The sequence below is a fragment of the Pseudomonas sp. NGC7 genome, from assembly GCF_047159675.1.
Classification (GTDB): Bacteria; Pseudomonadota; Gammaproteobacteria; order Pseudomonadales; family Pseudomonadaceae; genus Aquipseudomonas; species Aquipseudomonas kermanshahensis.
In genome coordinates this window covers 5,139,039-5,151,192 of the sequence record NZ_BAAFZY010000001.1, presented here as the reverse complement: position 1 = coordinate 5,151,192, position 12,154 = coordinate 5,139,039, and the positions used below count along the sequence as shown (strand labels likewise).

Here is a 12,154-nt window from a genome sequence, read left to right as displayed (position 1 = left end):
ACAAAATTTGATTATGCTTGGGGCTACTTAAATGAGTGCATCCACTTCCGTTCATTCCAATGCTTTTAATTTTTCCTCTTACATCGAATCGGGTGTCGACTCGCGCACAGGCCAGTACACGGTGTCCATCAAGCTGCCTGAGTTGAAAGGTAACGACCTGCAGGGTCCGGACTTCAATCTGGTTTTGTTCTACAGCCCCTTGAATGTTGAAGACTCGGGCTTTGGCAAGGGCTGGAACCTGCAACTCACTCAAGTGCGCAACAATATAGTGACGTCGCGCAGCGGCGAAACGTACAAGATTACCGGTGAGTCTACTGTCACCGGCCGTCTGGAAATGAGTGAGCAGAAACTCAGGCCGTTCGACTTATACCCTGAACCGCCAGGCCAGAATGGTGCCACGCGTTACCGCGTTGAACACCGCTCCGGCCTGGTCGAAGTGCTGGAGACCATGGGCCCTCAGCAGGCACAGGTCTCTTTGCCCATCGAGTTGCATTCGCCCCTTGGGCCTGTGCTCTACCTGGAATACGAGCCAGCACTGACTAACCATATGCGCTTGCTCACTGTTACCGACGGCACTGAGGAAATCCTCAGCCTCGAGCGGCAAGGCAACAGCCGAGTCGATATTCTCTGTTACCCCTATGGTGGCGAAGATGGTGGCCCGCTTGCTCGTTACGTGATGACCCTGAGCCAAAGCGATAACCGAGTCAGCGAGATCATCCTGCCCACCCCCAACCAGGCTCGTTGGCGTTTTACCTATCGTGACGTGCGCGGTTTCTTGTGCCTGAACCAGGTTACGACCCCGTACGGGGGGCAGGAGAGCATTTTTTACGACGACTTGGGGCATGCTTTTCCGCCCAGCGCCGGGCGTGCCAATCTGCCCCGGGTAACCCGCCATGAAACCTCGCCGCGTTTCAATCAGCCAACGATGGTGGTGAAGTATGAATACCCTGGCGTGAACAATTTCGTCGGAGGCGGCAGTACGATTCCCTGGGATGACGAAGGGCTGGATAATCTCTACAAGGTGGCGAAAGGGTATTCCTACCAGACGCGCGAGATACAAGGGTCGAATAACGATCGAACGATCACGCGCACGTTCAATCGTTTTCACTTGCTGGTGGCCCAACAGACCTCTCAAGGTGAGAATAAGCTGGATGTCACCACTACCTACGGTGAAATTGACGGCTCTTTCGACCAGCAACCGCCTGCCTTCCAGCTTCCGGTTGAGGTAACCCGCCGTTGGACCGGCCCCTTCCAAGAGCCCGGCAAGCCTCCAGTGGTAAGACAGCGGTTAGAAAAGCAGGTCACCAGCTACGATAATCAGGGAAATGTGCTGACCCGCCTGGAACCCAACCAGGTGCTTGAAACCAATGTCTGGTACAGCGCCGAGGAGGAAGGCGAGCCACACGGTTTCGTGCGCCATTTGAAATCCCGAACCGTACGGCCCGCCCCCAATGGGCAAGGGGCCGCGCCCACCCTGACCCAGCTCTATGCATACAAGCCGCTGGCGCCGCAGGGCAGCTATCTGACGAAACCCTGGTGGCTGGTGGAAAGTGAGAGCATTTTCGAGGCGGGCGGCAAGCCTGAAGATTTCTTCGAAAAAATCAGTTACGAATACTATGACGCGTTAACCGCACCCACCTACCAGTACGGGCGAGTCAGTACCAGAACCGTGAGTTACCACGGTTCCGAGGCTTACGATTCGATCACCCATTATGCCTACAGCAAACCCGAAGAGAGGGTAGTACTGCAGACCATCGAGACGCTCAAGGGTTTCGATGGGCAACTCAAGGTCATCACACTGGAGCACGACCTCCAGACCGGTGAGACGGTGCTCAACCGTGACGACAACAACGTCGAGATTCGTTACGAATTTGACGCGCTGCGTAGAGTAACGCGTGAGACCGTTGCACCGGGCACGACCTTCGAGGCGTACCGGCGGTACAAATACCACCTGTGCGCTTATGACAATGAACAGGCCCAGCAATGGGCGTACGACGTCAAGGGGGTCGAGACCAGCACGTACTTCGACGGGCTCAGCCGGGCAATATTCGAAACACGTGAAGACCATGACAGCAAGAGGTTCGCGGGGGGCTCGAGACCGATCTACCGTGCGAAACACGATCAACTAGGCCAGTTGAGCGAGGAAACCGAAATCGACTGGATGGGTGATCAACTGCTGGAGTTGACCAGCACGTACGCCTACGACGACTGGGGCCAGCAGCGGTCTGTCACTGACCCCTATGGGGTGACGGAGGTCGAGGAAGTCAGCCAGGTGCAGAGCCCTGATGGTCCGGTTCAGCACAACTGGCGTGAACGTGATGGAATAAGGCTCAGCGGTATCACGCAGACGTGGCACAACCTGTTCGAACAGCCAGCGAAAATCGAGCGCTTTGCCCTAGATGGAACGACAAACATCAGTCTGCAGGTCAATAGCTACGACGGGCTTGGACGGCTTAGCAAGGAGGCCAAGGGCAGCGGCACCGGCCAACGTATCGACGAGTATGTATATGACGCCTTCGACCGTTTGATCGTCCACACATTGGCTGACCGTAATAATCGGGTTTATCGCACGTATGCCAAGCACAGCCGCAACGACCTGCCAGTCAGCATCAAGGTGGGTACTACCGAAGCGAACGCCAAGTTATTGGGCGAGCAGGCGTTCGATGGCCTGGAGCGGCGTATCAGCGCCACGACCGGTGGGCGCCTGCAAACCTTCGAGTACGACCCGGGTGAGCGGCAGCCGCGCTGGGTGACGGTCCCAGATGGCAGGAAGATCGAATACACCTACGTACCCGTGCTGGGCGAGGAGCCCACAACGCGTGTGCTTAGCGGAAAGTCCGCTTCTTACGTACACGATCCCAAGAATGCCAAGCTGACCCATTGTGAAGAACCAGGGGACGCCAGAAACCCCGGGCATAGCATGGACCGCACCTATTTCCTCAGTAACGGCGAGGTCAAGACCGAAACGCGTATTCTGGAGGGTGGAACCTTCAGGATGACCTATGACTACAGCTACCGTCGGCGGATGCGCGCTTATCTGGACGTGCAGGGTCAAAACCAGGTCTATGAATACGACGATTTTGGGCGCCTGGAAAGAACCACGCTGAGTAAACCTGTGCCCACCCCTTCCCGTTACCGAGTGCGCCGCAAGCCGCTGGCTGATCAGATACTCTTGTCGGCATCGTTCACGTATGACGATCTTGGGCGTATGGCAAGTACCACCACTCAGGATGTCACTACCGGTCAGCAATTGACCACACGGCTTGAATACGACGAGTTCGACCGGGAAACGCTGCGCACCTTCGACTTTGGCGACATTTTGCAAACGCTGGAGCAGGGGTATGACGAGTTCGATTGCCTGACGCACCGGATACTCAAAGAGCGCCCCAAGGATGCAGACGAAGAGGATGCCAAGCTATTGCGCCATGAAAAATATGCGTACGACCGGCGCGGTCGGCTGCAGCGTTATGACTGCACCGGGCCTGAGGCGCCGGTCGATCCTTCCGGCAATATCATCGAATGGCAGACGTTCGGTTTCGATGGCTTGGACAACATCACCTCGGTCATTACCAAGAGCCCAGGGGGAACACCGCAGCGGACACTGTACGAGTTCAAGAATGTCGACCCGGCGCAATTGAGCAAGATCGTTCCGCCGGCCCCGCAACCCGCTGTCGACTTACACTACGACGCCAATGGCAACCTGATCAGCGATGAGCAGGCACGCATGCTGGTGTACGACGAGCTCAACCGCTTGATCAGCGTCGAAACCCAGGAAGGGGAGGTCTGTCGTTACCACTACGACCCCGAAAACATCCTGTCGGGTACCACACAGGCTTAGCCGGGTAGCCAAGTGGAACCAGGCCGGCCAACGGGCCGGCCTTTTTTGGCTCGCTAGCGGTAGCGGATGGTGAAGTTCAATGCACCCTTGGCCAAGCCAGCGCGCAGGTTGCTGTTTGGTTCTGTTTGGTAGAAGCGCGCCTCGAAGTTCAAGGGTACGGTGCCATCTTGCACCGACCTCAGCCCAATTTCGGTATTCAATGGCATTGGCTGGCCGTTGTGCAACATTTGGATTCCCATGCCTCGCGCATCGGAATCGCTGGTCAGGCTGAACACATGCTCACCCACAGGCCCAATGGGTTGTGAGCCATCTCGCCCCTCAAGTTCGATGGTCGCAAGCGTTTCGTTGTCCGGGTCGGGGTCGACCTGGCAACTGCTCAGGCGGATCTGGAACGGCGTAGCGGTGGTGGTGAAACCGGGGCCGGTGAAGTCGCTGGTGCTCCATTCACCGAGCTTCACCGGGTTGGCGCTGACCGCGTCGCTGAGGACCTCGCACTGGCTCTGAATGATCGTTGCCCTGAGGGTGTACTCCATTACCTGGCCCATACCTTGGAAGTCGAGGTGGCCGGTAATCAGTTGGCCATCCAGCTGGTGGACGCCAGGGGCCAAGTCGCCGGTCTTCACCAAGGTCACCTCATGAGCAAATCTGAGCAGCGCAGCGCCACCTAGCAGCGTAGTGTCGTAATAGGCCGCGAAAGGGACCAGCGGTGGGTTGCTGCCAATCGGGATCCACTGATCGGTGCCTCCATTAAAGGGGCGCCGTACCTTTACGATTGCACCTAAACCAGGAATGTTGGTCCTGAGAACGTGACCGTCCATATTTTGGCCATCAATGGGAGCCATTGGAGGGTGGACGCCGCGGGCTGCTTTCATGTCGAAGTTCATTCGCACACCGTAGCTGAAACACCTCAAGCTCCAATTATTCTGGTCGACTGTTTGCTCGTAGGAGTTAGCGGGGCCGATTAGCGTGCCGACCCGCGCGTCCCGTGGCACGTACAACGTACCCATGTCGCGGACGAATACCTTGAGCAAGTTGCTCTTGAGCGGCCCGAATTCGCAGCGGGTGTCCGCGCTGGCCATGGCCTCGGCCGCCGGCCATGTCATTGCGGCCAGCAATGCCAGGCGCAAGGTTGTTTTGATGTTTTTCATAGATGTCCTGGAGCTCCCAGCGCGGCAGAATGCGAGGGCCGCACTGCGAGCTTGGTCGCTAAATACAGGGCAGGGTTTGCAGGCGATAGCCGTCAACGGGCGGCGTGGCGTCTGAGTCGATGGCCAGCTGGCAGCTGTTGTCCGGCCGGTCACCCCAGCTCACCTGCAACGGGCGATCGGAGGCCTGATGCGTGAGCATTACTTGGCCGGCTTGGCCTACCATGCCGAGCAGTTCGCCTTGCTGGTCTTTTACCTGGGCCCCGAAAGGCAGTGGCTGGCCACTGGCGTCGTGCAGGGTCAGGACCATCCGCGAGAGATGGCGTGCTTCGAAGCGGCTTTTCACGATCGCGCCTCGGCGGGGGACCACCTGTGCTGCGCCGTTTTCGATCTCCACGTCAGGCCCCAGCCGGTCGATATCCAGTACAACCGCGTTGGTCCTGTAGGGTTGCAGGTAAGGCAGCAGCGCATACCCACGCGCGTTGGTGCGCGTGCCGGGTACGTTGTGCAGGCCCACATCGGCCACACCCGGCACTTCGATCAGGGCCGCGGTATCTCCCAGGTAAGGGCCGAACTCAACGCCGTCGGCGTGCAGCAGCACGGCCCCACTGGCATTCAACGACAGATTGCGATAGTCCTCAGCTTCGGTAAAACCACCCGCCAACGTTGCATAGGGGGCCTGATAGCCAAGCGACAGTGCCGCAGTCCGGCGATTGCTTTCGTCCTCGCTCAGGCTGGCGCTGTAGCTCAGCGCTCGCTCGGCGATGCCGCCACCGAGGGAGGCGCGTTGGCTAAGGCCCCGGGCATTGTGTTGCATATCGAAGGTGGCATTGGCGCGGTGACCGAACTGCAACGGCAACGATATGCTCAAGCCGAATTGACGATCGCTGCCATATCGGTCGGTCAACGACTGAGAGGCAAACAGGTTGTAGTTTACGCCGCGGTGATGCGTGCTGAAGTTGAACTGGTATTGGCGCTGGGTATCGCTGCGCTGCCAGTAATCCTGCTGAGACAGGGTAAGGGTGAGCGAGCTGTTCTTGCCCATGCTCTGGTGGACCGATGCCTCCAGGCGGCTGCGGCTACTGCCGGTATACCCTGATGCCTGGCTGCGCTGGCGCACGGCTTCATCGAAGTCGCGGTAACCCTCAGTCGAATAACGGTAGCCGGCAAATCGCAGATTGGTCTGGCTGGTGAAGGCTTTACCGTATTTCAGGGCATAACTCGTACCCTGTACGTCACGCTCATGTAGGGTGTCTACGTCGCTGAACGACTGCGTCAAATCGAAAGCCAAGGCACCCAGGCTACCCAGGTCCTTACTGATGCCCAGGCTGCCCGCCCGGTAGTAGTCGCTGGCCATCAACCCGCCGTAGAGCGTCGTGTTCCAGTGGCTGCCCATGGCCATGGTGCCTTGCCAGAGCAAGGGGGTGTCTACATCACTGGAAGGGTTATAGCGCCCAACCGTCGCACTGTAACGCCAAACACCCGGCCTCAGCAGGTTGCTGATGGTCGAAAAGGGCTGAATGAAGCGCCGGACCTGGCCGTCTGACTCGGTCAGAACAATTTCCAGTTCGCCGCTGCCCGAAGTACTGAGGTCGTCAATGGCGTAAGGACCAGCGCTGACATACGTGGAGTAAATTGAATAGCCGTTCTGCCAGACCTCAAGCTTCGCTCGGCTCTGCGCGACACCACGGATGACAGGGGCATAGCCCCGTTGATTGTCGCCGAGCATGCTCATGTCCGATGCCACGCGTATGCCCGAGATGGGAATGCCACGGAATATATCGCTGTCGGTGAATGTTTCCCCGACTGTTAGGTTGGCGCGGGTCCCGGGGATATCTCGTTGCGCGTAAGTCTGGGCCCTGGTCCATTCACGGTTACCCCGTTGGTCCTGACGCCAGGACTGAGTGCTGCGCAAGCGCCATTCGCCAAGGTTGACGCCGCTGTTCAAGTGAAGGTCGTCACTGCTGTAATTGCCCGTATAACGGCTGCGGCCTTGCAGGGTGGAGGCTTGATAGCTGACGAAGGCAGCGTTGATACCGCTGTCCCAGTGCGCAGGGTCGACCTGGCCGCTGGCGTCTCGGCGCATGGCGATTTGCGGAATCGAAATGGCCACCCGTAATTCGCTGGCCCTGAAGTCGATATGCGCGCCGGGGACAACAGCCTTCAGATTGAGGCAGGCGCGATGCTGATCCTCGATGTTGGCCAGTGCATCAAGTCGCAAACCCCATTCACCCAGCAACTTGGCGGGCAGGCAAGGTTGCAGCTCACCCTCGGCGGTAGGCTGGAAATCCAGTTCGTGCTCGCCCTGTGGTTCAAGGTTGACGTGCACGCTCACCCGGTAGAGGCCTGGTGCAAGGTCCTGGTCGCTGGTCAACATGCCCAACGACCAGGCGCCTACGTCTTCGGACTGGCCCGGCACCTGGCGGAGAAAGCCGCTCTGGAAGCCGGTCTCCGCTTTAACAGTGGGCACCAGTATCAATGCCGAGCTACCTAGCAGGCACAGCAATACGCCGCGCTGATGGCGTGACGCACGCCAGCGTGATAAGGGGAGGAACATCATGACGATTCCTTGCGACTTGCGTGGTGGCTCTAGTTAGGCAGGTGGATCGGCAACGTCAGAGGCTCGGTGTAACCGCCATAGTCATTGATGACGGAAAACTGTGCCTGCAAGTCTGGAGCTGGCTTGATTCCCGTAAGCGGGTAGGCATGCTCGGCGAAAGGTTCCAGCATGTCGGTGTTGTTCAAGGTGTGCTGCTGCCCCTGGCCGCTGACCTCGAGTCGAACGAAGGTGATGTGAAACGGCGATGGATTGCGAACCAGCAACGAGGGGGTGCCATTTTTCTCGCTCAGCGAGAACACCAGAGACTTCAACTGGCCCGTGGGCGTGCCCTTCAGCGCTGGCGGCCGATAGAACAGTTTGATTCGCGTGCGCAGGGCGATATTGAGTTGGTTGCCAGGCTCGGTGCTGGCTTGGGGGATTTCTTGCATATTGAAAAAGAACAGTGACTCGCGGTCATTCGGTAATGTGTGGGGTAAACCACTTATTTGAATAAGTTGTTCGTTGGCCGCGTTGAGTTTGAATAAGATGGGAGAGATGGCGAATGGAACAGCCGTGGTGGTGTCATCCGCGACGGTATTGATCCAGGTTTGTACCGCGTACGTACTCTTGGACGGGTTTTTAACGATGACGGATGTGCTACGCTTTTCGCCATTGAAAACAATGCGGGTATTATTCAATGTCAAAGCGGCCTGGCTGATGGCAGGGGCGGCGAGCATGCTTATGGCCAGGGAAATACAAGCGGCAAAACGTAAGCCAGCCGTGAATCTGAGTGGATTGATCATAACGGTTACCCATTGCACCCAGGCGTATCATCAACGCCTGGATGGTTTAGCAAGGTGCGCAAGGCACCGGGTGACACGCGTTGCTTACTTATAAGCAACCGAATAGCGGACGTGAGCCGATGCTAGGCCTGCGGTTACCGTAGCGGCGGTGGAGCGGTAGTAGGCATTAAACCTCAGGTCGGTGGGCCCAGTTGGGTTGAGTGCATAGTCAACCGACGTTCCGCCAGGCGCGATCGATGCATTGCTGCTGTCGCGGATCACGATCGAGACACCCGTGGCGGCGCCGCTCACAGGGTTGACCTTGAAGTAGTTTCCGCTGCCGTCCGCGTCACCGTTGAAGGTGACATTCGCATTGGTTTGGGTAACGCCGCAGCTACCTTTATCCGGTACGCGGACGGCAAAAGTGGCACCACGTACTTCGGTACCGGCGACGCCACCGAAGCTGCCCATCGGGACGTCACCCATTGCAACCCGATTGTCCACGCTACCATCGCCTGGGTTAACAATTTCGATCGGGCATGTTTCAGAAGTGATGCTGCCTTCGAAGAAAACGGAACTGGCGAAGGCGGAGCTGCCCATCAAGCTGGCAAAGAGGCCTAGGGGGAGTGCGATTAGTTTGCGTTTCATACTGTGGCTCATGGTTGAAGGGGTTAGTGAAGGTGAGGAAGTTGCACGACGGCTGCCTGTAACGCCTCGATGCAAATACTAACGGCCATGAGTTTTGCAGGATGTAGGAATAAGCTAATTGATTGTGGGATTTTTAACGGAGCGCCTTGATGCAAAGCAAGGCGCTGGAGAGGGAGTTTCAGCTTAGTGCGTACTGCCTTTGTCAGTTTGACTCAGTAGTTGCTTTTCCAAGTGCCAGTCGAATGGCTCACCCTCTTGCTCAGCTTCATGGCGGCGCTCTTCCAGTTGCTGATAGAGGTCGAGTTCTTCATCGGGCATGAAGTGCAGGCAATCACCACCAAAGAACCACAACAAATCGCGCGGCACGAGGTGAGCAATTTGCGGATAACGCTGGATCACTTGGCAGAGCAGGTCCTGGCCGAGGTACTGGCTTTCCAGCGGGTTCTGGGGCAGCAGGGTGAGCAGTTCGTCGAAACGCTCGAGAAATAGGGCGTGGCTTTCTTCCGGCACCTGCTCGGCTTCACCGAGGGCAGCCAGGATGGTGCGCAGGTGTTGCAGCAGTTGCAGGTGATACTCCAGGTGCGGGTTGGCCATGAAGGGGTCCTCGGTGTGTCTGAAAAACGGGGCCGGAGTATACGCTGGCAGGGACCGCTGTGCGGTCCCTTTTGCGTGGCCGCTCAACGTACCTTGCCGGGTGTAGGCCCCAGCTGCTCCTTATCGAAAGCATCGACATCGATCACTGCGCGGCGAGCCTGTTCGGCGGCATGAAGGCGCTGTGCCTCAGCAGGCTGCAGTGCGCCAGCCTCGACAGCAGCATCGATAGCCGATTGCCCTGCGGCAGGTTTTACCTTGCCTTCCTTCAGGGCCTGATGCAGTGCCTTGTGCAAAGGTGCGGCGTCATCCAGCAAGTCGCTCGCACGCTGCAGCGCTGCGACCGGGTCGTCTTCTGCCTGCGGGCGGTAGCAGCCGGCCAGCAGTTCTTCCAGTGCCGGGTCACCCCTGCGCCGGCCAATCAGTTCCGCCACTTCGGCGTCCAGTTCATCACTGGGGCCGGTATGACGACGGCCGAAGGGGAACACCAGCACGCGCAGCGCACAGCCGACGAAGCGGTTGGGAAAGTTGTCGAGCAGGCGGTCCAGTGCGCGCTCCGCTTGGCCCAGGCTTTCTTCCATGGCCCAGCGCAACAAGGGCTGCAGGTGCTCGGGCGAGCCTTGATCGTGATAACGCTTGAGCGCGGCGCTGGCGAGGTACAGGTAGCTCAACACATCACCGAGGCGGGCACTGAGGCGTTCGCGGCGCTTGAGCGCCCCGCCCAGCAACAGCATCGACAGGTCGGCCATCATCGCGAACGCCGCCGCCTGGCGATTGAGGGCGCGGAAGTAGCCCTGGCTCAAAGCATCCCCTGGCACGTGTTCCAGGCGACCCAGCCCGAGGCCGTAGACCAGGGTACTGGCCGCGTTACCGGCAGCGAACATGATGTGCTTCATTAGCAACTCATCGAACTCGACCAGCGCCTGCTCACGGTCTTCGCGGGCGGCCAGTGCCATTTCCTTGAGCACGAACGGGTGGCAGCGGATCGCGCCCTGACCAAAGATCATCAGGTTGCGCGAGAGGATGTTGGCCCCCTCGACGGTGATGAAGATCGGCGCGCCCTGCCAATTACGCCCCAGGTAGTTGTTCGGGCCCATGATGATGCCCTTGCCGCCGTGCACGTCCATGGCGTGTTGGATGCATTCGCGGCCGCGCTCGGTCAGGTGATATTTGAGGATCGCCGACAGCACCGAAGGCTTTTCACCCAGATCCACCGCTTTGGCGGTCAGCAATCGGGCGCTGTCCATCAGCCAGGCATTGCCGCCAATGCGCGCCAAGGACTCCTGGATGCCTTCGAAGGCTGCCAGCGGTACGTTGAATTGCTCGCGGATATTGGCGTACTGGCCCGTCACCAGGCTGGTGTACTTGGCGGCACCGGTGCCCACTGCTGGCAGCGAGATGGAGCGGCCCACCGACAGGCAGTTCATCAGCATCATCCAGCCCTTGCCGAGCATGGCCTGGCCGCCGATCAGCATGTCCAGCGGGACGAACACGTCCTTGCCACTGTTGGGGCCGTTCATGAAGGCGGCGCCGAGCGGCAGGTGGCGCTTGCCGATCTCCACGCCCGGGGTGTCGGTGGGAATCAACGCCAGGCTGATACCCAAGTCCTCATCGTCGCCCAGCAAGTGCTCCGGGTCGTAGGCCTTGAACGCCAGGCCGAGCAGGGTGGCGACCGGGCCGAGGGTGATGTAGCGTTTTTCCCAGTTCAGGCGCAGCCCGATGACTTCTTCGCCTTGCCATTGGCCTTTGCAGATAATGCCGGTATCCGGCATGGCGCCGGCATCCGAGCCCGCCAGTGGGCCGGTCAGGGCGAAGCAGGGGATCTCGTCGCCGCGTGCCAGGCGCGGCAGGTAGTGGCTGCGTTGTTCATCGGTGCCGTAGTGCAGCAGCAGTTCGGCCGGGCCGAGCGAGTTGGGCACCATCACCGTCGAGGCCAGGTCGCCGCTGCGGGTGGCCAGCTTCATTGCAACCTGCGAGTGGGCGTAGGCCGAGAAGCCCATGCCGCCGTATTCCTTGGGGATGATCAGGGCGAAGAAGCCCTGCGCTTTGATGTGCGCCCAGGCCTCAGGGGGTAGGTCCATGTCCTGGCCGATCTGCCAGTCGCTGACCATGGCGCACAGTTCTTCAGTGGGGCCATCTATGAAGGCCTGTTCTTCTTCAGTCAGTTTCGGTGCCGGGTAGGCCAGCAAGGTGCGCCAGTCGGGGCGGCCGCTGAACAGTTCGCCGTCCCACCAGACGGTGCCGGCGTCGATGGCTTCGCGCTCGGTCTGCGACATGGGCGGCAGGGTACGCTGGAACCACTTGAACACCGGGCCGGTGAACACCTTGCGCCGCCATTGCGGCAGGGCCACAAAGGCGATTTTCACGGCCAGCACGACCCACAGCAGGGCCAGCAGCCAGCCGGGTGCGCTGCTGAAAATACCCATCAGCAGCACGTAGGCCGCCATGATGCCCAGTATCTGCAAGGGCGCCAGGCGCCGGTGCGTGAGGTATGCCGCGCCGATCACCAGTACCACCAACCACAACAGCAACATAATCGGTCCTCCTTGGAACCAAGGGCTTGAGCCGTCCCAGACAGCTTAGACGCAACGCTGTGAACGGCCTGTTCAGA

7 protein-coding genes are annotated in these 12,154 nt (G+C 59.3%); 1 reads left to right on the top strand and 6 read right to left on the bottom strand.

The genetic code is table 11. The features are described 5' to 3' along the window. The first annotated feature begins 31 nt into the window (after positions 1-31). Positions 32-3,838, top strand: a complete 3,807-nt coding sequence (locus tag ACMCNM_RS22955; protein ID WP_412765481.1) for an RHS repeat domain-containing protein — start codon at positions 32-34, stop codon at positions 3,836-3,838. 53 nt (positions 3,839-3,891) lie between these two features. Here ACMCNM_RS22955 and ACMCNM_RS22950 read toward each other — a convergent pair whose 3' ends face one another. The 6 genes from ACMCNM_RS22950 to ACMCNM_RS22925 all read right to left on the bottom strand — a co-directional run bounded on the left by ACMCNM_RS22950 (position 3,892) and on the right by ACMCNM_RS22925 (position 12,077). Next, a complete protein-coding gene (locus ACMCNM_RS22950; RefSeq protein ID WP_412765480.1) occupies positions 3,892-4,986 on the bottom strand; it encodes a fimbrial protein in 1,095 nt (364 codons plus the stop codon). Positions 4,987-5,044: 58 nt separating this feature from the next. Next, positions 5,045-7,540, bottom strand: coding sequence for a fimbria/pilus outer membrane usher protein (locus tag ACMCNM_RS22945; RefSeq protein ID WP_412765956.1), 2,496 nt, complete (start codon positions 7,538-7,540; stop codon positions 5,045-5,047). 32 nt (positions 7,541-7,572) lie between these two features. Beyond that, on the bottom strand, positions 7,573-8,325 hold the full coding sequence (locus ACMCNM_RS22940; RefSeq protein ID WP_412765479.1) for a molecular chaperone: 753 nt from the start codon (positions 8,323-8,325) through the stop codon (positions 7,573-7,575). Between the two features lie 84 nt (positions 8,326-8,409). After that, the gene (locus ACMCNM_RS22935; protein WP_412765478.1) at positions 8,410-8,952 is read right to left on the bottom strand and encodes a fimbrial protein; all 543 of its coding nucleotides are present in this window, start codon (positions 8,950-8,952) and stop codon (positions 8,410-8,412) included. A gap of 183 nt (positions 8,953-9,135) precedes the next feature. After that, complete coding sequence (locus ACMCNM_RS22930) at positions 9,136-9,546, bottom strand: PA2817 family protein (RefSeq protein ID WP_412765477.1); 411 nt, start codon at positions 9,544-9,546, stop codon at positions 9,136-9,138. 83 nt (positions 9,547-9,629) lie between these two features. Further along, positions 9,630-12,077, bottom strand: coding sequence for an acyl-CoA dehydrogenase (locus ACMCNM_RS22925; RefSeq protein WP_412765476.1), 2,448 nt, complete (start codon positions 12,075-12,077; stop codon positions 9,630-9,632). Positions 12,078-12,154: the final 77 nt, after the last annotated feature.